This window comes from Dysgonomonas sp. Marseille-P4361 (assembly GCF_900343125.1).
Lineage (GTDB): Bacteria > Bacteroidota > Bacteroidia > Bacteroidales > Dysgonomonadaceae > Dysgonomonas.
Map to the genome: position 1 here is coordinate 47,646 of NZ_OPYL01000006.1, position 20,491 is coordinate 68,136.

At 37.6% G+C, this 20,491-nt stretch carries 20 protein-coding genes; 16 read left to right on the forward strand and 4 right to left on the reverse strand.

The window, feature by feature from the left end; translation table 11 throughout:
* The first annotated feature begins 102 nt into the window (after positions 1 to 102).
* The 3 genes from DHU68_RS11455 to DHU68_RS11465 are packed head-to-tail and all read left to right on the forward strand — an operon-like array spanning position 103 to position 3,430.
* Entirely contained in the window at positions 103 to 2,472 is a 2,370-nt protein-coding gene (locus DHU68_RS11455) for a transglycosylase domain-containing protein (RefSeq protein WP_108823134.1), read from the forward strand.
* An 18-nt stretch (positions 2,473 to 2,490) separates the two neighbouring features.
* Positions 2,491 to 3,030: a GYF domain-containing protein gene (locus DHU68_RS11460; protein WP_108823135.1), complete on the forward strand. Its 540-nt coding sequence runs from the start codon at positions 2,491 to 2,493 to the stop codon at positions 3,028 to 3,030.
* A gap of 10 nt (positions 3,031 to 3,040) precedes the next feature.
* Complete coding sequence (locus tag DHU68_RS11465; RefSeq protein ID WP_185117510.1) at positions 3,041 to 3,430, forward strand: DUF2752 domain-containing protein; 390 nt, start codon at positions 3,041 to 3,043, stop codon at positions 3,428 to 3,430.
* 2 nt (positions 3,431 to 3,432) lie between these two features.
* On the opposite strand, the gene DHU68_RS11470 is transcribed toward DHU68_RS11465, so the two are convergent.
* From DHU68_RS11470 to DHU68_RS11480, 3 genes are read right to left on the reverse strand one after another with little or no spacing between them, the layout of a single operon-like run.
* Complete coding sequence (locus DHU68_RS11470) at positions 3,433 to 4,362, reverse strand: TraB/GumN family protein (protein ID WP_108823136.1); 930 nt, start codon at positions 4,360 to 4,362, stop codon at positions 3,433 to 3,435.
* A 20-nt stretch (positions 4,363 to 4,382) separates the two neighbouring features.
* A complete protein-coding gene (locus DHU68_RS11475) occupies positions 4,383 to 4,946 on the reverse strand; it encodes a hypothetical protein (RefSeq protein ID WP_108823137.1) in 564 nt (187 codons plus the stop codon).
* Between the two features lie 5 nt (positions 4,947 to 4,951).
* Positions 4,952 to 5,443, reverse strand: a complete 492-nt coding sequence (locus DHU68_RS11480) for an RNA polymerase sigma factor (protein ID WP_108823233.1) — start codon at positions 5,441 to 5,443, stop codon at positions 4,952 to 4,954.
* A gap of 158 nt (positions 5,444 to 5,601) precedes the next feature.
* On the opposite strand from DHU68_RS11480, the gene DHU68_RS11485 reads away from it, so the two are divergent.
* The 13 genes from DHU68_RS11485 to rplT all read left to right on the forward strand — a co-directional run bounded on the left by DHU68_RS11485 (position 5,602) and on the right by rplT (position 19,052).
* Entirely contained in the window at positions 5,602 to 6,216 is a 615-nt protein-coding gene (locus DHU68_RS11485; RefSeq protein ID WP_255412494.1) for a peptide deformylase, read from the forward strand.
* Between the two features lie 128 nt (positions 6,217 to 6,344).
* Positions 6,345 to 7,364, forward strand: a complete 1,020-nt coding sequence (locus DHU68_RS11490; RefSeq protein WP_108823235.1) for a branched-chain amino acid aminotransferase — start codon at positions 6,345 to 6,347, stop codon at positions 7,362 to 7,364.
* A gap of 27 nt (positions 7,365 to 7,391) precedes the next feature.
* Positions 7,392 to 8,168, forward strand: coding sequence for an LPS export ABC transporter ATP-binding protein (lptB, locus tag DHU68_RS11495; RefSeq protein ID WP_369831341.1), 777 nt, complete (start codon positions 7,392 to 7,394; stop codon positions 8,166 to 8,168).
* Positions 8,169 to 8,327: 159 nt separating this feature from the next.
* Positions 8,328 to 8,753, forward strand: coding sequence for a Holliday junction resolvase RuvX (gene ruvX, locus DHU68_RS11500; RefSeq protein ID WP_108823138.1), 426 nt, complete (start codon positions 8,328 to 8,330; stop codon positions 8,751 to 8,753).
* An 8-nt stretch (positions 8,754 to 8,761) separates the two neighbouring features.
* On the forward strand, positions 8,762 to 9,325 hold the full coding sequence (def, locus tag DHU68_RS11505; RefSeq protein WP_108823139.1) for a peptide deformylase: 564 nt from the start codon (positions 8,762 to 8,764) through the stop codon (positions 9,323 to 9,325).
* A 16-nt stretch (positions 9,326 to 9,341) separates the two neighbouring features.
* Complete coding sequence (locus DHU68_RS11510; protein WP_108823237.1) at positions 9,342 to 10,154, forward strand: polysaccharide biosynthesis/export family protein; 813 nt, start codon at positions 9,342 to 9,344, stop codon at positions 10,152 to 10,154.
* Positions 10,155 to 10,156: 2 nt separating this feature from the next.
* Positions 10,157 to 10,897 carry a polysaccharide biosynthesis/export family protein gene (locus DHU68_RS11515; RefSeq protein ID WP_108823140.1) on the forward strand — a complete coding sequence of 247 codons (741 nt, stop codon included), beginning with the start codon at positions 10,157 to 10,159 and terminating at the stop codon, positions 10,895 to 10,897.
* 19 nt (positions 10,898 to 10,916) lie between these two features.
* On the forward strand, positions 10,917 to 13,355 hold the full coding sequence (locus tag DHU68_RS11520; protein WP_108823141.1) for a tyrosine-protein kinase family protein: 2,439 nt from the start codon (positions 10,917 to 10,919) through the stop codon (positions 13,353 to 13,355).
* 146 nt (positions 13,356 to 13,501) lie between these two features.
* Complete coding sequence (locus DHU68_RS11525) at positions 13,502 to 15,508, forward strand: tetratricopeptide repeat protein (RefSeq protein ID WP_108823142.1); 2,007 nt, start codon at positions 13,502 to 13,504, stop codon at positions 15,506 to 15,508.
* Positions 15,509 to 15,698: 190 nt separating this feature from the next.
* Positions 15,699 to 17,645 (forward strand): threonine--tRNA ligase, encoded by a 1,947-nt coding sequence (thrS, locus tag DHU68_RS11530; protein WP_108823143.1) that lies wholly within the window; start codon positions 15,699 to 15,701, stop codon positions 17,643 to 17,645.
* An 83-nt stretch (positions 17,646 to 17,728) separates the two neighbouring features.
* On the forward strand, positions 17,729 to 18,355 hold the full coding sequence (gene infC, locus DHU68_RS11535; protein WP_108823144.1) for a translation initiation factor IF-3: 627 nt from the start codon (positions 17,729 to 17,731) through the stop codon (positions 18,353 to 18,355).
* A gap of 51 nt (positions 18,356 to 18,406) precedes the next feature.
* Positions 18,407 to 18,604 carry a 50S ribosomal protein L35 gene (gene rpmI / locus DHU68_RS11540; RefSeq protein ID WP_108823145.1) on the forward strand — a complete coding sequence of 66 codons (198 nt, stop codon included), beginning with the start codon at positions 18,407 to 18,409 and terminating at the stop codon, positions 18,602 to 18,604.
* Between the two features lie 103 nt (positions 18,605 to 18,707).
* Entirely contained in the window at positions 18,708 to 19,052 is a 345-nt protein-coding gene (gene rplT / locus DHU68_RS11545; protein WP_101689799.1) for a 50S ribosomal protein L20, read from the forward strand.
* Between the two features lie 167 nt (positions 19,053 to 19,219).
* Here the strand turns inward: rplT and DHU68_RS11550 are convergent, their stop codons facing one another.
* Positions 19,220 to 20,395: an MFS transporter gene (locus DHU68_RS11550; RefSeq protein WP_108823146.1), complete on the reverse strand. Its 1,176-nt coding sequence runs from the start codon at positions 20,393 to 20,395 to the stop codon at positions 19,220 to 19,222.
* Positions 20,396 to 20,491: the final 96 nt, after the last annotated feature.

A 20,491-nucleotide genomic window follows, 5' to 3' on the forward strand; every position in this document is an offset into this window, starting at 1 on the left:
CTGTAAAAGTGAGTCATTTATGTATTTAAGTTTTTTTATCTCTCAAATTGAAACGTTTTGCGTAAATTTGCCAGTTCAAAGACTTATATCTCTTTATAAAATATGAATAAAGAAGCGAAATCAAAAAAGAAAAACCTGCTATCAAGCTCAGTTTCAAAGAAAATAGTAAAAGGAATGTGGATTGCTTTTGCATGTGTTATACTGTCAATAGCTACACTTTTCGGACTTATCAATGCAGGCTATATAGGTTACCTTCCTCCGATAGAGGATTTGCAAAACCCAATCGATAAATATGCCTCTCAGGTATATTCTTCTGATGGTGTTTTCTTAGGCACTTTTTCTCAAGATAAAAACAATAGAATATATTCAGATTTTGACGAATTACCTGATTATTTAGTTGAGGGACTTGTAGCTACCGAGGATGCCCGTTTTTATTCTCACTCCGGAATCGATGTGAGAGGTCTTGGGCGTGCCGTGTTTAAAACACTGACCGGGCAAAAAGTAAGCGGGGGTAGTACAATATCTCAGCAATTGGCAAAACAATTATATTCTCCCCGAGCAGAAAATGTTATGGAGAGAGTGCTACAAAAACCGATAGAATGGGTTATTGCTGTTAAGCTGGAGAGATATTACACAAAAGATGAAATTATAAATCTCTATCTAAATAAATATGACTTTGGTTACAATGCTGTAGGTATAGAATCTGCCTCTCGTGTTTATTTTAATAAAGAACCGAGAAATTTAAAGATAGAAGAAGCAGCTCTACTTGTGGGTATGTGTAATAATTCATCTTTGTACAACCCTAGAACAAGACCAGAGTTGACAATGCAGCGTCGTAATATCGTGTTTGCGCAGATGGAGAAATATGGATATATAACTTCAGCACAACGCGACTCGTTAAGACAGTTACCTTTAGAACTTGATTTCAAAAGATCTAGCCATATAGAAGGGCTTGCTCCATATTTCAGAGAATATCTGAGAATAATAATGGGGGCAAAAAAACCGGAAAAGAAAAACTATTTGTCGTGGCAGACAGATCAATATGCCAGAGACTCTGTTAGTTGGGAAAACGATGCATTGTATGGGTGGTGTAATAAAAACAAGAAACCTGATGGATCTAATTACAATTTAGGAACAGATGGACTTAAGATATATACTACAATCGATTCTCGTATGCAACAATATGCCGAAGAAGCTATGACTGAGCATATGAGTAAAGAGGTGCAACCTAAATTTGATAAAGAGAAGAAAGGACGCAGTTATGCTCCTTATGCCAGAGCATTTAGTAAGGATGTGGATGCTTTGCTAAAGAGAGCGATGAAGATCACAGACAGATATCGTAATCATAAGAAAGAAGGAATGTCTGATGAAGAAATCTACAAAGTTTTTCAGCAGCCGGCTAAAATGACTGTCTTTTCTTGGAAAGGAGAAATAGACACCACGATGACGCCTCTCGATTCTATCAGATACCATAAAGGAATTTTGCGTTCTGGTTTTATGGCTATGGACGTGCATACCGGGCATGTAAAGGCCTATGTAGGAGGTATCGATTATAAGTATTTTAAATACGATATGGCTACACAGGGGCGCCGTCAGGTAGGTTCCACAATCAAACCATTCTTGTACACTTTGGCTATGGAAGAAGGTTTCACTCCGTGCGATGAAATGCTTCATGTAGAACAAGTTCAATACGATGAGAACGGACGCGAATACCGTCCTAAAAACTCTAATGCTCAGCGAGTAGGTGAGATGGTAACTATAAAATGGGGTTTGCAAGCATCAGATAACTGGGTGACCGCTTATTTGATGGGCAAGACTTCTCCATATACATTCCGACAAATGTTGTATTCTTTCGGGTTGACAGGAAGGATAGATCCTGTTATTTCTATGGCATTGGGAACTCCTGAAGTTTCGGTAGCCGAAATGACAGCTGCATATACAGCTTTTGCTAACAAAGGGGTACGTGCCAATGCTCGTTATGTGACTCGCATCGAAGATTCGTACGGAAATGTAATAGCCGATGATGTATTCTTACCAATGCATAATGAGGTCTTTAGTCCGGGTGCATATGTGAAAATGATAGATATGCTTAGAGGAGTTATCGATGGGGGAACAGGTAGCCGTGTAAGAAGAATTTATGGATTGACTGCTCCGATGGGAGGTAAGACCGGAACAACCAACGACAACTCTGATGGGTGGTTTGTTGGCTTCACTCCAAGTCTTTCTGCTGCTACTTGGGTTGGGGGAGAAGATTACCCTATCCACTTCGACAGAACAGCCGATGGGCAAGGGGCAAGTACGGCTCTGCCTATATTTGGCTTGTTTATGAAGAAAGTATATGCTAACCCGGAATTAGGATACAGTCAGAGTGAACAGTTTGAGACTGTTCCGGGATATAGTGTTTGCGATGAGGTGAAAAATACATTGCCCGAAGCTACCAATGAGGTGGAAATAGATAAAATGTTTAAATAAGCCTTACCTCTTCTCTGAATGTCTAAATTCTACTATATAAATGATGTGACAAAGCAGCAATGTGGACCTTTCGAACCTGAAAGGTTGCAGCAGCTAGGGATACGTCGTGAAACAATGGTTTGGCAGTCAGGGATGCCCGATTGGATGAAGGCTGAGGATGTAGAAGCGTTATCCTTCCTTTTTGACCCAAAGGCATCGGTACCTCGTCCCGAAAAAGTAGAACCCATTGAAATAAACGAACCTGATTTGTCAAGACCGATTAATCTGGATTCTGGTTTTAAGTCAGAGCAAAAGGAAGGTCAGAACAGTATTCCTCCAATGCCAAAGAACTGGATGACGGAGTCTGTGGTGTTGTCTATTCTATGTTGTTCTCCTATCAGTGTTGTAGGGATATATAATGCATCGAAGGTAGAAAAGCTTTATTCAGAAGGCAGGTATGCCGAGTCTTTAAGAACGTCTGATCTGGCTCGCAACTGGGCATTGCTTGGTATTCTTTTCTTGCCTGTATGCTATATGATTTTCTTTTTCTTTAATATGCTTGCTGTTTCGCTTGGATAAATAATATAATTTGGCATCTGAAAGGAAATATTATTGGCGGAGATTTGGCGCTATTGCTTTTGTGCTGATCATAGGTGGGCTTATTTTTTATTTGTTTAGTCCCGAAGATTCACAATTCTTTCCTCAGTGCCCATTTCATTATCTGACAGGGCTTGATTGTCCCGGATGTGGTTCGCAGCGGGCTATACATCATTTACTGCATTTCAGATTTACAGAAGCTTTGCGTAGCAATCCATTGCTGGTTGTGGCAATTCCTTATGCCATACTCGGAGTATATATAGAATACTTCGGGGGCAAAGAAAAATGCCCCCGAGTGAAACAGCTATTCTATAATAGAACAGCTATAATAGTAGTGTTGATAATTATCGTATTGTTCTGGATTGGCCGCAATCTTTTCTGATTTTATTTAATGGCCTCTACTCTGTATCCTTTTTTCGCCAATTGATAAAGCAGGCCTTCTTCACCTGCAAGGTGTAAAGCTCCTACAGCGATAAGAGACGATTTCTCTTTCATTATCTGAGGGAGTTTCTCCAGCCACTTGTTGTTGCGATCTTTGTTGATTGCATTCTCATATGTTTTCGACATCTTACAAGGATCATCAGGGTTGTTGAAAGCAAGATTATACATCTCTGTTAGATTTTTAGCTCTGTAGTAATTATCCAATTGCTTTACAGATTTTATCATATAATCTTTATTTTTCAGGTTTGTCGCACAAACTAAGCTTTTAGCTTGACTTTCTATGGGTTCGGCATCGAATAAAGCATAGATTTGATCTTCTACGGTTTCTAATCCTAAAAGAGATTTCCCTTTTTCGGAAGCTATGCGTTGTACATAAGCGTCAATTGCTTCGTGTGACATAGGGTTGAATGTAGGGAATACTTTAGTGTATAGAGTGATAGAATACAGCATAGAGATCATGCCCGGTTTGAAGCCTTGAAATTGCTCCATTCCAGCCTGTCCATTATAAAGGTCTTTAAGCCCTTCGTCCAGCAGTCTGTACTCTTCAGTAGTCAAAATAGAAGAATAAGGTTTGTCGGCAGGCATTATCGAAGCTTGTTGCAACTTCGCTTGCATTGCCATCTGGTCAGCCATAAGAAGTTCGCCGACTGTTTGCTCTGTATCTTCTATCACTTTTTTAAGCCCGGGAATACTATCCACAAAGCTAACATGTGTGAGATGGTGTGTACCTAGTATATAAGATGGTTTGCTTAGTCCGTTGCCGGATATTTTCCATAGCAGTGCGCCGGTATATTTGCTGCTGCTCTGTGCTATTGCCAGCACAGAAAATGATGCAAGCATAAATGTGATAATAAGCGTTTTTGTTAATTTCATAAAGCTAAGTATGTATTAAATTAAATATTTTCTTTTTCAAACTCTTCTACTTCCTTTATTGCTTCTTCTAGTTTCTTGATGTTGTTCCAATAAAGAAGTTTATATGTGATAATAACTCCGATAAAGGCGATGGACATCGCAATGATAAAAGCTGTAGGTCGTATTGATTTATCAGAAAATTCCAAATATCCTAAAAGCATAACCAGCCCAACAAACCATATAATGCCAATCACAAATTCCTTGAAAATTATCTTTCTATACCAATATACCTGATTTGAGATTTGAGTTATGCTTTGGTGTGCTATATCTATTTCTTTCAACTTTCTTACTTTGTATAATTGCCAGAAAAAGCCTAAGATAACACTAACCGTATAGATAATAAAAACAGATAAATGATTCGAAAAAACAGGATATGCTATAAGTAAGCATATAATCATTAAGGTTCTTCCTAGCTTCTCGTATTTGAGCAGGCTATTGAAAGCACTATGCCCTTCATTCGATAACATTTTTTCAATTTTTTGTTCGTCAATCGAAGGGCTTATGTTGGTCTCTTGCCAAGCTTTTTTTATATTGTCTAAATCCATATAGATTAGTTATTATCGTTGTTTGACATAAATCTTAATTTTTCTTTTATTCTGCTCAGTTTTGTAGCCACATTTGTGACCGATAGTCCCGTGATGTCAGCAATTTCCTTGTATGATTTATCGTCCAGATAGAGAAGAACCAAGGCTCTTTCTATTTTTCCGAGTCGACCAATTAGTCTGTACAATTCTTGTATCTGATCATTGCTTTCTGTAATTTCAGGAATGTCCATCGTAATATCCACATAGGGAATGTTTTTCTTGCCTCTCCTGTAAAAAGATACACATGTGTTTAGGGCAATCCGGTATATCCACGTCGAGTATTTACTTTCACCCCTGAAGGATGGGTAGGCTTTCCATAAGTTCAGAACTATTTCCTGATATAAATCGCTGATAGGGTTCTCCTTATCTACGTAAAAAGAGGCAACTTTGAATATAATACCCTCATTCTGGCGTATCATATCTAAGAATTGTGCGTCACTCTCTTTGCGTAATGTCATTTTTATTTTATGTGTTTTATTTATATGTCGCAGGATTTGTCTTATAATCACAAATTTTAGAAGAATTTTTAGTTTAAGCAACTTTTCTCTCTCTTTATGGTTGATTGATTCCCGCTTATATTTCGTATTTTTGTACAACAATCTAATAAGTTTATATTGTGAATAAAATAATAAGTTTGCTGATATTGCTAGTTGGCTTATCGGCTTGTAATACGATAATGAATATGACCAAAGAAGAAAAAGAATTGACCTATAGCGATGCCGTAGATGTGTCGTTTAGAGTTCTTTCTGTTGATAATAAAGAAGATTCTTTAGTGCTGAGAAAGAAAAGTATTGATATAGAAAATCCGGAAAAGATAGCTGAAGATAAAGACTGGCAGTATTTTATCGAGCGATTGAAGATGACGATGGCTGAAGAGTCGGGCGTAGGGATTGCAGCCGTGCAGGTAGGTATTCATCGCAACTTGTTTTTGTTTATGCGTTTGGATAAACCAGATAGACCAGTTGAAGTGGCTATAAATCCGAAGATTGTATCAGTGTCGGATACTATTATCTGTTTCGAAAATGATGGATGTCTTTCTGTGCCTGATAAATCGGGAAACACAAAGCGTTATCCCGAAATAACAGTAGAATACTATAACGAAAAAGGCAATCTGATAAAAGAAACACTGAGGGGAGAATCTCGTGGCGGAGATTTTACGGGTGTTATCTTTCAGCACGAGTTCGACCATTTGCAAGGAGTATTGTTTACTGATAAACTGTACGAAGAATAGTCTTTTTGCAAATATTTTTACATTTTTATGACATAAAGCCTTGAAAAATAGTAGATGTGTCGCCGAAAATCGTACTTTTGTTTTGATAATACAAGCAATTATAATTGACTGATAAAACTTTTACTGACATGAATGAAATTGACTGGGCTAATTTGTCTTTCGGATATATGAAGACAGATTACAACGTGAGAAGTTATTACAAAGATGGTAAATGGAGTGCTCCTGCAGAAACTACATCTGAGCAAATTGACATTCATATGGCTGCTACTTGTCTGCACTACGGGCAAGAGGCTTTTGAAGGGCTTAAGGCTTTCAGAGGTAAAGACGGGAAAATTCGAATTTTCAGAATGCGTGATAATGCCCTGAGAATGATTTCTTCTTGCCAAGGTATTATGATGGCAGAGCTTCCGGTAGAAGTTTTTGAAGAAACAGTTATTAAAGCTGTTAAAATGAACGAACGCTTTATTCCGCCATATGGTAGTGGGGCTTCGTTATATATCCGTCCGTTGTTGCTAGGGATGAGTCCGCAAGTAGGAGTGAAGCCATCAGCAGAATATTTGTTCTTGGTGTTTGTTACTCCAGTGGGGCCTTACTTTAAAGAAGGCTTTAAACCAACTCCGGTAGCTATATTGAGAGGGTACGACCGTGCTGCTCCACTAGGTACAGGAACTATTAAAATAGGAGGAAACTATGCGGCAAGTCTGGTTGCTGGACATAAAGCGCACGAAATGGGATATTCGGCAGTGTTGTATCTAGATGCAAAAGAAAAAAAATACTTGGACGAATGCGGCCCCGCTAATTTCTTTGGAATAAAAAATAATACATATATAACACCTCTGTCTTCGTCAATTCTACCTTCTATAACAAACCGAAGTTTGATGCAGTTGGCTGAAGATATGGGATTGAAAGTAGAGCGTAGGCAAGTAGCTGAAGAGGAATTAGCTACATTTGAAGAAGCAGGTCAGGTGGGTACAGCGGCTGTTATTAGCCCTATTTTGAAAGTAGACGATATTGACGAAAATAAATCGTATGTGATTTCAAAAGATGGCAATGCCGGCCCAATCAGTACAAAACTTTATAATAAATTAAGAGCTATTCAGTTAGGAGATGAACCCGATACGTATGGTTGGGTTACTGTTCTGGAATAATAAAAATCGAAGCCCCGTAGAGGAGTTATGGATCAAGTGCAGAAAGAAGAAAGAATGGTGCTGCGCACCGAGGATTTGGTGAAAAAATACAAGTCGAGAACTGTTGTAAATCATGTCTCTATAGATGTGAAACAAGGTGAGATTGTTGGATTGCTAGGACCTAACGGAGCCGGCAAGACTACTACTTTCTATATGACAGTAGGGCTTGTTGTTCCTAATGAGGGGAAAATATTCTTGAATGATAAGGAAATAACCAAGTTTCCTGTTTATAAACGAGCCCAGCATGGTATAGGTTATCTGGCTCAGGAAGCATCTATCTTTAGAAAAATGACGGTTGAAGATAATATCCGATCGGTGCTTCAAATGACTAATACATCAGCCGAATATCAGAAGGAGAAACTAGAAAGTCTTATTGATGAATTTGGTTTGCATAAAGTAAGGAAGAATCTTGGAGACCGCTTGTCGGGGGGGGAGCGTCGCCGTTCCGAAATTGCCCGATGTCTGGCTATCGATCCAAAGTTTATTATGCTGGATGAGCCTTTTGCCGGAGTAGACCCTATCGCTGTGCAGGATATTCAAGAGATTGTAGCCAAATTGAAATATAAAAATATTGGTATTCTGATTACAGATCATAATGTGGATGAAACTTTGAGTATTACCGATAGAGCATATCTGTTGTTCGAAGGGAAAGTCTTGTTTCAGGGTACAGCAGAAGAATTGGCTTCGAATGAGATTGTGAGGGAGAAATATCTGGGTAGAGACTTTGAGTTGAAGCGCAGGTCTTTCGAACATTTGATGGATTGAAATAAATGCAAATACAATAGACAGATGGAAAGCAAAAGTTTTTCATCTGTTTTTTTTATTATGATACTATGTAAAAATGAATAAAAGTGTTTATTTTGTAGTATTTACAACTTATAATTAAGTGGGGATAAATATTTTTTCTAACTTTGTCGTTTTAATATGGGGCGATTTTTGGCAATAGATTATGGAACCAAGCGGACAGGCTTAGCCGTGACTGATTCTCTTAGGATTATAGCGAATGGTTTGGCAACAGTTCCTACACATACTCTGTTGGATTACCTGAAGAAGTATCTGGAAAAAGAAGAAGTTGATCGGTTTATAGTAGGACTTCCCAAACAGATGAATAATGAATATTCGGAGAATATGAAACATATTCGTCCGTTTGTAAAGAAACTTCGAGCTATTTATCCACAAATCCCTGTAGAATTATACGATGAACGTTTTACGTCATCCTTAGCACAACGAACTATATTAGAAGCAGGACTGAAAAAGAAAGACCGGCAAAACAAAGCCTTGGTTGATGAAGTAAGTGCTGTTATTATTTTGCAGAGTTACATGGAAAGTCTAAGATTACAAAACAAATAAAAATATATATGATTTTACCGATATACCTATATGGACAGCCTGTGTTGAGAAAAGTGGCTGTAGATATCACCCCTGAATATCCAAACCTGAAGAAACTTATCGATGATATGTTTGAGACAATGTATAATGCCGATGGAGTAGGATTAGCTGCGCCACAGGTAGGATTAGATATTCGTCTTTTTGTGATCGATTTAGAGCCTTTGGCCGAAGATGATCCGAAATATGCCGATTTCAAGAAGGTTTTTATCAATCCTAAAATTGTAGAATATACAGGAGAGATAGTGAAAATGGATGAAGGTTGTCTGAGTATTCCTGGTATAAATGAGGCAGTGGAAAGAGAAGAAACTATCCGTATACAATATTTAGACGAAAATTTTGTTTCTCATGATGAAGTTTATAGCGATTTCTTTGCCCGCTGTATTCAGCACGAGTATGATCATATAGAAGGGAAATTGTTTATTGATAAAATATCGGGAATCCGTAAGCAGATGATTAAGAACAAACTCAATAGCATGATAAAAGGCAGAGTGAATTGCCATTACAGAGTCAAAGCTGTTGAAGGTAGACGATAATGAATGTAACACATTTATGAAAAACTTGATAAAACTATTCGGACTCTTACTTTGCATTTCTGTACTCAGTAGTTCTTGTATAACTAATAAGCACACAAACTTATTGCAGGACATAGAACTGAAATACCCTGAGTTGACAATAAAGCCAGAAGAATATAAAATCATTCCGGGAGATCAGCTTAGTATAGCTGTGTATGCCTGGGATAATGAAACCGCCAGAATGTTCTCTGGTTATGTGCCTCGTTTTACGCGTCAGGGACTGAACGAATCGACGGGAGTGAATGTCGGAAGTCAGAGTCGTGGTCTTGAAAATATGGGAGGTATCAGACCCGTTTCTGTATATGCTGACGGAACAATAACTTTCCCCTATATAGGCAAGCTGTATGTGCAAGGTCTGACTATGTTGGAAGCCAGAAACCTGATAAGTCAAAAGCTGGATGAATTGAGTGAAGGTACAACCGCTGAAGTCAGTCTGGCTAACAGATATTTTAGTGTGCTTGGTGAAGCTGGGGCTAGCAGAGTAACAATGCCTAATACGTCTATGACAATACTTCAGGCGCTTGCTATTGCCGGAAATATAGGTCCGTATGGAGATCGATCAAAGGTAACAGTTATACGACAAACAGATACCGGTTCTGTATCGAAAACGTTTGATTTGCGCAGTAAAGATATCATTGATACCGAATATTATTATATTCAGCCAAATGATGTTATATATATACCTCAAACATCGAAGAAGTTTATAGGATCAACAACCTCTATTGCTGGGGTTGTGGGAGTATTACTGTCTGTGGCAAGTCTTGTTGTCGTTGTGTTAAGAATTTTCTAACTATGAAGAAATTATACTATTTGTTGTTGTGTATTGCCCCTCTGTATTTCATGTCTTCATGTATTACCAGCGAGGAGGTTAATTATATGCAAGCTCTTAATACACAATATCCATTAAAATCGTTCGAAGAGTATAAATTAGATATAGGTGATATGATTACCTGTGCTATCTCGTCTAGTGATTCCGAGTTGGTAAATACATTCAATACAGTATTGTCTACTGATCAGAACGCATTGAAAATGTATCGTATTTATGAGGATAGTACTGTAATTCTGCCTTTCTTCGGTAAGGCTAAAATTGCAGGCTATACTGTTCAGCAAGCTGAGGATATCTTGCAAAAGATGATGCAGGAATCGATAAAAGATGTACAGGTAAAAGTAACGATGGGCAATAATAACTTCTTTATATATGCAGAAGATCGTAGAGGTACATATCCTGTCTATAAGGAAAATATGACTATATATCAGGCGTTATCTCTAGCTCAGCAAACGACAGGAAAAATGGACTTGTCGAAAGTGAAGATTTTAAGAAAAAATGAAGATGGTACTACCAAACAGATGGAGTTTGATTTAAGAACTCAAGATGTGATACAATCGGAATTTTACTATATAAAACCTAACGATTATATTTACTTTCCAACCAATAAGAACGCGTTTTTTAATGTAGAGTCATTGGCCTCGTTTACATCTATGTTGTCGGGTCCTTTAACTTTCTTCTTGTATTCAGTGTTGTATAGATTTTAGCACAAATATTTATTGATTTATGAGTGTTGACAATAAAAAAGCGGTAGAATCAGATCCGTACTTTGAGAATATAAAATCGAAGACGAATATTTCGTTCGACTTTGTACTTTGGTTTTATCGAATATTGAAGTATTGGTATCTATTTGTAATATCAGTTGCAATTTGTTTAGGATTAGCCTTCTTGGAGAATAAAAAATGGGTTCCTTACTCTGTTACAGAATCTATGATTATTTTGGAACCAGCAGGAAGGTCTAGTGTCGTGGCAGGAGCTGTACCAACAAATGTACTTCTCCGAAATACAGAGAACCAGCAAATTGTGCTTTCTTCTTACGGATTGACAGAACGTACAGTTCAGCGATTGCCTAATAAGATGCATGTAGATTACTATTTCGAAACGTTCTTCTTGGGCTCTAAACTTAAAAGGCTGAGTATGTATACTGATAGTCCGGTAGAAGTTGTAATAGACTCTCTGGAACAAGATATAAAGCCCGAGGCATATCAATATACTTATACTGTAAGCTATCTTGACGAAGATAGATGCGAAGTAAGCTATAAGAAAAATGCAGAAGGTGAAGTAGGTGTGAAAATGATTATACCTTACGGAGAGGTTTATGAAAATGAACTTTTTAAACTGAGATTAGAAAAAAGAGGGAAATTTTTGCCAGAGACGAAACAGTTTAGAAAAGATATAAGTTTTTTCAACTTTAGATTCTTATCTGATAGAGATCTGATCTCTATGTATAATGGACGAGTTAGTTCTCGTCTGTATCGATCAAACTCTACGATTTTATCTATCTCGATGACTGGAGCCGATCCTGGTAGGGATAAAGATTATATGACTTGTTTGTTGGATGAATTTCAGGATTATAACTTGTTTTTGAAAAACAAACAAGCAGATCTGACTATCAATTTCTTGGCTAAAGAATTAAAGCTTATAACAGACTCGTTAGATTTATCTCGTCACAATTTAGAAAATTTACAAAAAGCAACAGGTGTTTATGAAGTTGCATCGCCTTCTTTGAGAATAGAAATGGATAGTGCCGAACGTGAGATTGACGCTCTGTCGGTAAAAGACAGGTCTATTATGTTGTTGTCTCAAATGGTGAAAGAGTCAATAGATAATGAACAAACAATGGAGATTGTTGATCCGGCTAGCTTAAATATTAATAATAGAAGACTAAGCGAATTGATCGAAAAATACAATGAGGTTCTTAATAAGTATAAGAACCTTGGAGACAAGAATCCATTGTATTATAAAACTGTAGATATTCTTACTGATTATAGAATAAGTATAGCAAAGGAAGTTCAATTGATGCAAATACGACTTCAGGATCAGAAAGATGCACTGATAAGAAAATATAATGTGGTACAAAAAAAGATGGATAATCTTCCTCCTCAAGAACGAGACTTGATTAAGTTTCAACGAGAGTACCGTTTCCATGAAATGTATCATCAATACTTGACACAAAGAAAGAGAGAAGCCGAAATACAAAAAGCGTCGAATGAGCCTGATAATGAGATTTATGAAGCACCTCGTATTATTCGTATGGGAATAAATGGCGGACAGTTGAGTAAAAACTACATGAATTACTTTATTATTGGCTTAATCATACCTCTGGTTTTTGTTGTATTAAAAGAAGAAGTATTTAATTTTTCTATAACAACAAAGGAAGAATGCGAAAAGCTTTCAGGGTTGCCTGTTATCGGGACTATTGAAAACGTTTCTAAGAAGTTGGCAAATGGAGTCGTTCTGGTCAAGAATTATCCAAAATCCAGTTTTGCCGAGGCGTTCAGGAATATGCGTGTTCGTATTGGGTATATGGCTCAGCGGGAAGATAAGATTACTGTATTGGTTACTTCTACCGAACCTGCTGATGGAAAGACTTTTATAGCAACAAATATAGCCTCGGTTTATCAACTGACGGGTAAGAAAGTAATTATAGTAGACTTAGACTTAAGACGTCCTTCTGTTTCTAAAACATTGCAGATGGATACGCATAAAGGTATTTCTAATTACCTAATTGGTCAGGTAACATTAGAGGATATTATCATTACTCATCCCGATTATGGTTTTGATGTTATTCCTGCAGGGACACTACCGCCAAATCCGAGTGAGTTAATCAAGACAGATAAAACGCGTCAGGTTTTAGAGCATTTGCAAGAAATGTATGACTATGTTGTAATAGATTGTAGCCCGGTCGGATTGGTGTCTGATGCCTATATCTTATCAGAGCTTGTAGATACTACGTTGTTTGTTGTGAGAAGAGCGAAAACGAGCAAGTCATTCTTTAAGAGTGTAATCAATCAGCTGAAATATGATGGTGTAGAAAATATAGCCCTAGTCTTTAATGATGTGAAAGGTAGAGAAGGTTATTATGGCACATCCCGATACTATGGGGATAAAACATATTATCTGAAGAAGAACTCTTACTACCATGATGATTATTTTGAAAATTAAAAAATATATTAAAATAAGAGAGGTCTGTCAGGCCTCTCTTATTTTCTTAATGTATTATTTATATATTTGCCAATCAACACTTAATTTATACCTTGGTGAAAAAGATCGTAGTCCTCATATTTGCCCTTTGTTGTGCGTTAAGTTCAATGTCTCAGATAAATACTGAAAGAGTAACTCTTATCGGACGCAATGCCCTTTACTTCGAAGACTATGTTTTGTCTATACAATACTTTAATCAAGTGATTAAAGTCAAACCGTTCTTGGCAGAACCCTATTACTATAGAGCAATAGCAAAATATTATCTGGATGATTTTAAGGGAGCGGAGGATGATTGTACTTTAGCCCTTGATAGAAATCCTTTTATGACCAGAGTACATCAGCTCAGAGCCGATGCTCGCCAAAATCAGGGAGATTATGACGGGGCTTTGGCCGATTACTTGGTATCATTGGATAATTCTCCAAATGATAAATTTACATTGGTTAATTTGGGGGTAGTCAATATACAGAAAAAAGAATATGAAGACGCTGAGAAATATCTAAATCGTTTATTGGAAATATATCCTAAATATACCGAAGGGTATATGATGCGAGGGGCAATGTATCAAGAGAAAGGAGATACAATACAGGCTTTTGCAAATTATGATGAAGCAATAAAAATAGATAAATATCTATCTCATCCTTATGCGATGAGAGGTTTGTTACATTACTATAAGCAAGATTTGGATAAAGCTTTGGGTGATTTTGATGAAGCTATTCGTATCGATCCGTTGTATGAAGGTAATTATATCAATAGAGGGCTGGTGCGCTATTCGAAGAATGATCTTAGAGGGGCTATGAGCGACTATGACAAAGTAATAGAGTTGGATGGGAATAATATAATTGCACGATTCAATCGAGGACTTCTTCGCTCTCAGGTAGGAGACGATAATAGAGCTATAGAAGACTTTGATGTTGTAATTCAGGCCGAACCAAAGAACTATATAGCGTACTATAACAGATCATTGCTTAAGAGTAATATTGGCGACTACAAGGGTGCGCTCGAAGATCTGAATACCGTGCTGGCTGAATATCCGGAATTTTATCACGGCTTTATGGCTAGAGCTGAAATTAAACACAGACAAAACGATTTGAAAGGCGCCGAGCGTGACTTTAATTACGCGAGAAATGAAGAGGCTCGCAAAAATAGAGAATTGGCAGAAGGAAAAGGAGACGATACTGATGCTGAAACGAAAAATAAGACCAGAGAAAAATCGGATAGTGACCTTGATAAGTTTAATTTGCTAGTTGTTGCAGATAAAACAGTTGAAGAGAAGAATAAATATGGAAGCAATACGCGTGGTCGTATTCAGAATAAACAAGTTGATTTGGCTCTAGAACCTCGTTTTATAGTTACATATTATGAAAAGCAATCAGACCTTAGAGGTTTTGTTTATTATAGCCCTCTGGTGGATGCATTGAACAAGAAAAATGTCTTGACTAAAAAGTTGAGATTGGCTAACAAAGAAGCCTCGTTGAATGAATTGCAAGCCGAGGAGCATTTTACTTCGATAGAAAATTTATCAAAAGAAATTGCAGAAAGACCGAATAATGCCGATTTGTATTTTGCTCGAGCAATGGATTATATGCTTGTGCAAGATTTTTCCAGCTCGATCGAAGATTTCAAAAAAGCGATAGAACTCAATCCTAAATTCACATTGGCATATTTCAATCTGGCAGTTGTTTGTACGAAACAATTAGAACTGAATGAAAATGTGCTAGAGTATGAAAAGAAATCAGAACAAACAGAATTGTCCAATTTGGGGGGAGTAAAAAAAGAAACAAAACTGCCATCTACAGTTCTGCTCGACCATGGTAAAAAAGAGTTTGAGCTTATTATTAACTGTTATAACAAGGTGATCGAGCTGAACCCAGACTTTGTTTATGCCTATTATAACAGGGCTGATGTTAGGTATAAGCAAAATGACTTCAGAGCAGCTATTTTGGATTATAGCGAAGCTATTCGTCGCGATCCCGGTTTTGCCGAAGCTTATTACAATAGAGGTCTGAGTCGTTTCCATATTAAGGATAAGAACAGAGCTTTGGACGATATGAGAAAAGCTGGTGAAATGGGTATTGTAGGTGCATATAGCATTATAAAAAGAATGACAGAATAAAGTTTAAGGTAATGAATAGTAAATGCTCTTTTGAATCTGTTTTTCAAAAGAGCATTTTTATTATATTTTTTGATAAGGTCGAATACTTAAAAGAAAGACTAAGTATGATTTTATCTGTAAAAAATACTTATTTTTGCAAGTTGAATAAATAGCTTGTTTGTAGAAGCTATGTAACTAAATATCAAAAAAGATGATTAAAGTAACTTTTCCAGATGGTTCCGTTCGCGAGTTCGCAAAAGGAACAACATCTTTACAGATTGCAGAAAGTATTAGTTCGCGTTTGGCTCAGGATGTGCTTGCCGCTAAAGTTAATGGTGATGTTTGGGATCTGACGAGGCCGTTAGAGCAAGATGCTACCATTGAACTTTTGAAATGGGAAGACGATGATGCTAAGCATGCCTATTGGCACTCTTCGGCTCACTTGATGGCCGAGGCTGTTCAAATACTTTACCCACATGCTAAATTTGGTATAGGTCCGGCTATCGAAAACGGATTTTACTACGATATAGATTTCGGTGATACGCCGGTTAAAGATTCTGATTTCCCTAAGATTGAAGCCAAAATGATGGAGCTGATCGCTAATAAGGAGGAGATCAAACGTCAAAGCATAACGAAAGCTGATGCTATAAAGATGTTTGGCGATCGTGCCGAAAATTATAAAGTAGAACTGATCAACGATCTTGAAGACGGAACTATTACAACTTATACACAAGGTGTGTTTACAGACTTGTGCCGTGGACCTCACTTACCAAATACGTCTTATATCAAGGCGGTTAAGATATTGAGTGCTGCCGGCGCATACTGGCGTGGTGACGAAACGCGTAAGCAATTGACTCGTCTTTATGGAATCACATTCCCTAAGAAAAAAATGTTGGATGAGTATCTTCATTTGTTAGAAGAAGCCAAGAAGCGCGACCACCGTAAGATTGGTAAAGAATTAGAGCTGTTTGCTTTTTCCGAAAATGTAGGAAAAGGTTTGCCTCTATGGTTGCCTCGTGGAACTCAATTGAGACTGAAACTGGAAGATTTCTTGAAGAAGATCCAAAAAAGATTCGAGTATGAGCAAGTAATGACTCCGCATATTGGTAGCAAACTGCTTTATGTAACTTCGGGTCACTATGCAAAATATGGTAAGGACTCATTCCAGCCTATCCATACACCGGAAGAAGGAGAAGAGTATCTGTTGAAACCGATGAACTGCCCTCACCACTGTGAGATTTACAAGGTAGTACCTCGCTCATACAAAGATTTGCCTTTGCGTCTGGCTGAATTCGGAACTGTTTACCGTTACGAACAAAGTGGCGAACTTCATGGTCTGACTCGTGTGCGCGGGTTTACTCAAGACGATGCGCATATTTTCTGTACACCTGAGCAGTTGAAAGAAGAATTCCTTAAAGTAATGGATATTGTGTTCATTATTTTCAAGGCATTGGACTTTGAAAAATTTGAAGCTCAAATCTCGTTGAGAGATCCAGAGAATAAAGAAAAATATATAGGTAGCGACGAAAACTGGGAAAAAGCTGAGCGTGCTATTATCGAAGCTTGCCAAGAAAAAGGCTTGCCGGCTAAAGTAGAGCTTGGTGAAGCAGCTTTCTATGGCCCTAAACTAGACTTTATGGTCAAAGATGCTCTTGGGCGTCGCTGGCAATTAGGTACAATTCAGGTAGATTACAACCTTCCTGAGCGTTTCGAATTGGAATATACCGGAGCGGATAACCAAAAACACCGTCCTGTAATGATTCACCGTGCGCCATTCGGGTCAATGGAGCGTTTCATCGCTGTACTGATCGAACACACAGCCGGAAAATTCCCGTTGTGGCTAGCTCCGGATCAGGTAGTTGTGTTACCTATCAGTGAGAAATTCAATGACTATGCTTATCGAGTATCAGGTTACTTGAAGCAAAAAGGTATTAGTTCTCAGGTAGATGACCGTAACGAAAAAATTGGCCGCAAAATTCGTGATAATGAGTTGAAGAGAATCCCATATTTGCTCGTAGTTGGAGAGAAAGAAGCAGAAACTGAAGAAGTTTCTGTAAGAAAACAGGGTGAAGGTGATAAAGGTTCAATGAAATTTACTAACTTTGCTGCCCAATTGAATGAAGAAATAGAGAGAATGATGAATGCATGGGAGCAATAATCCTAAGTGTTCGTGTTTATATGCTTGATAATTAATATTATAAAATAATAAAAAGATAAAGAAAGATTCTAATCAGTTTTTGAATGAGGAATAACAGATTTAATCAAAAGAAAGAAGATTTACATCGTATTAACGGAAATATCCGTGCTAGAGAGATTCGCCTGGTAGGTGACAATGTAGAACAAGGTGTATACACTGTACAAGAAGCCCTACGAATGGCAGATGAACTTGAGCTTGATTTGGTGGAGATTTCACCAACTGCTGTGCCCCCTGTTTGCAAAATAATGGATTATCAGAAATTTCTTTATCAACAAAAGAAAAAGCAGAAAGAAGCTAAAGCAAAATCTGTAAAAGTGGTAGTGAAAGAGATTCGTTTCGGACCTCAGACGGACGACCATGACTTCAACTTCAAACTTAAACATGCAAAAAGCTTCCTGGAAGAAGGATCGAAAGTGAAAGCATTCGTTTTCTTTAAAGGTCGTTCAATCTTGTTTAAAGATCAAGGAGAAGTTCTATTGTTGCGTTTTGCTACAGAATTAGAAGATTTAGCTAAAGTAGATCAGTTGCCTCAATTGGAAGGTAAGAAAATGATCATGATGCTTTCTCCTAAAAAACAACCAACAAAAGCACCTGCTAAACCTAAAGAAGAGGGAAAGAAAGAGGTAGAGAAAAAAGTTGTTGAAGAAAAGGAGACTAAAGAAGAAGAATAATCAACTTATATAATTATTCGTTTAGTAAATAAAATTAATTAATTAACTGAGATGCCAAAACAAAAGACTAATTCCGGTGCCAAAAAGAGGTTTGCCCTTACCGGATCAGGAAAAATCAAAAGAAAACATGCTTTCAAAAGTCACATCTTGACTAAGAAAACTAAAAAACAGAAAAGAAATCTAACTCATGCAGGTCTTGTGCATAAAGTAGATGAAAATGCTGTTAAGAAATTATTAGCAATGAAATAATTGAGTTTCTAAAGCAAGTTTTTAAAAAGATTTATTAACCGGATGTATGCAGCAAAGAGTTTTTGAAACAAGAAAACCGCTATCATTCAAAACATTGTAAATTATGCCAAGATCAGTCAATCATGTTGCGTCACGCAACCGCAGAAAAAAAGTATTAAAATTAACAAGAGGTTACTATGGAGCACGTAAAAACGTGTGGACAGTAGCTAAAAACACATGGGAAAAAGGTCTTACCTACGCATTCCGCGACCGTCGTGCTAAAAAACGTAACTTCCGCGCATTGTGGATTCAACGTATCAATGCAGCAGCTCGCCTAGAAGGTATGTCTTATTCTCGCCTAATGGGTGCTCTTCACAAAAATGGAATCGAAATTAACCGTAAGGTTCTAGCTGACCTAGCTGTTAATCATCCAGAAGCATTCAAAGCAATCGTAAACAAAGTGAAATAATTCACCTTTTATGATATAAAAAAGCAATCTCATTCGAGATTGCTTTTTTGTTTTTACATATGCTTGATAGTCAGATGTTTAGTTTTTCAAGGATTCGGGTATAATACGTTGATTAAGAGCTTATTGTATGGGTTGCGAGCTTCTGGAATACCTATTTGACCTGTAATTTATCTTAGTCTCTTTCTCTCATATACTATCCTTGATACATACCAATATATCATAATGCTGACGAAGCACAGTACTGCAGAGAATAAGTATAATGCCTCGAAAGACATAAACCCTGTGATATATCCTCCTCCTAGCATCCCTAGAGCCAATCCGAAATCGAATCCAATGAGGTAAGTAGAGTTTGCTGTTCCTCTTTGGTTGTTCTCTGCAAGGTTGATATAGAGAGTTTGCAGGGCAGGGAACATCATTCCAAAGCCAATGCCAATAAATAATCCCGATAGGCAGAATGCATATATGTTATGTATAGAAGCAAATACAAAAAAAGCTGCGGTAACGATTGCCATTGCAGAAACATTGACTTCATGTATCTTGCCTCTATCTACCAACTTCCCTGCAAATACACGTGATATAATGATCCCTCCTGCCCAGAATAAGAAAAAGATACCTGCGTTAGGAATACCGATCTCTTTGCCGTATTGGGCTACAAAAGGGCCTATTGTGCCCCAGGCAAAGCATGGTAACAGCTGATTGAGAAATATTGGCCACCCTCTAAGTAAAAAGAAACGGTCTAGGGAGATCTTCTGTCGTTCTACCTTTGGTCTCTCAGGTGCTTTGATGAGCGATACGGCTATGATACCCAGTATCCCCATAACGATAGCACACCAAAGAAGGATGTCGAAACCATAGTGGTTGTATATATGTATAGCGAAGAATGGTCCTATTGCCATTGCTACATTCATGAATGTTCCGTAATATCCAATCCCTTCGGCACGTCTTTCGGATGGAACGACGTCAATGGCAAGTGTGCTGGACGAAACGGTGGACAGTCCCCATGTGATACCATGCAGAAAACGTACGAAGACAAAAAGCATTACTGTTGTTGCCCAAAAGTATCCAAAGAAAGTGAGTACATAACAGGTAAATGCAATAAGTAATATTTTCTTGCGAGAGAAGATATCTACCATGTAGCCAGAGAATGGGCGAACAAACATCAGTGCGATAGCGTATGATGCTAACACAATTCCGGTGCGTGATTGTGGAATGCCCATCTGTTCGGTGACATATAACGGGATGGATGGCATTAATAAATTGAAAGAACATGCCATCAGAAAGTTCGCTAAACAGACATTTAGGTAACTTGCAGACCAAAGTTTGGGTTTGATTACAGCTTCCATTTATACATTATTATCATTAGTCTTTTGACTCAAGATTCTATCATCTTAAATTCAAAGTCATCTATTAAACACTCTTAAAAGGAAAGAGTTTGTGTG

Bases quoted from the DNA above. Each gene is read 5' to 3' on its own strand.
- DHU68_RS11455 (WP_108823134.1), top strand. From the start codon at position 103: ATGAATAAAGAAGCGAAATCAAAAAAGAAAAACCTGCTATCAAGCTCA.
- DHU68_RS11460 (WP_108823135.1), top strand. From the start codon at position 2,491: ATGTCTAAATTCTACTATATAAATGATGTGACAAAGCAGCAATGTGGA.
- DHU68_RS11470 (WP_108823136.1), bottom strand. From the start codon at position 4,362: ATGAAATTAACAAAAACGCTTATTATCACATTTATGCTTGCATCATTT.
- DHU68_RS11475 (WP_108823137.1), bottom strand. From the start codon at position 4,946: ATGGATTTAGACAATATAAAAAAAGCTTGGCAAGAGACCAACATAAGC.
- DHU68_RS11480 (WP_108823233.1), bottom strand. From the start codon at position 5,443: ATGACATTACGCAAAGAGAGTGACGCACAATTCTTAGATATGATACGC.
- DHU68_RS11490 (WP_108823235.1), top strand. From the start codon at position 6,345: ATGAATGAAATTGACTGGGCTAATTTGTCTTTCGGATATATGAAGACA.
- lptB (WP_369831341.1), top strand. From the start codon at position 7,392: ATGGATCAAGTGCAGAAAGAAGAAAGAATGGTGCTGCGCACCGAGGAT.
- ruvX (WP_108823138.1), top strand. From the start codon at position 8,328: ATGGGGCGATTTTTGGCAATAGATTATGGAACCAAGCGGACAGGCTTA.
- def (WP_108823139.1), top strand. From the start codon at position 8,762: ATGATTTTACCGATATACCTATATGGACAGCCTGTGTTGAGAAAAGTG.
- DHU68_RS11510 (WP_108823237.1), top strand. From the start codon at position 9,342: ATGAAAAACTTGATAAAACTATTCGGACTCTTACTTTGCATTTCTGTA.
- DHU68_RS11515 (WP_108823140.1), top strand. From the start codon at position 10,157: ATGAAGAAATTATACTATTTGTTGTTGTGTATTGCCCCTCTGTATTTC.
- DHU68_RS11520 (WP_108823141.1), top strand. From the start codon at position 10,917: ATGAGTGTTGACAATAAAAAAGCGGTAGAATCAGATCCGTACTTTGAG.
- DHU68_RS11525 (WP_108823142.1), top strand. From the start codon at position 13,502: ATGTCTCAGATAAATACTGAAAGAGTAACTCTTATCGGACGCAATGCC.
- thrS (WP_108823143.1), top strand. From the start codon at position 15,699: ATGATTAAAGTAACTTTTCCAGATGGTTCCGTTCGCGAGTTCGCAAAA.
- infC (WP_108823144.1), top strand. From the start codon at position 17,729: ATGAGGAATAACAGATTTAATCAAAAGAAAGAAGATTTACATCGTATT.
- rpmI (WP_108823145.1), top strand. From the start codon at position 18,407: ATGCCAAAACAAAAGACTAATTCCGGTGCCAAAAAGAGGTTTGCCCTT.
- rplT (WP_101689799.1), top strand. From the start codon at position 18,708: ATGCCAAGATCAGTCAATCATGTTGCGTCACGCAACCGCAGAAAAAAA.
- DHU68_RS11550 (WP_108823146.1), bottom strand. From the start codon at position 20,395: ATGGAAGCTGTAATCAAACCCAAACTTTGGTCTGCAAGTTACCTAAAT.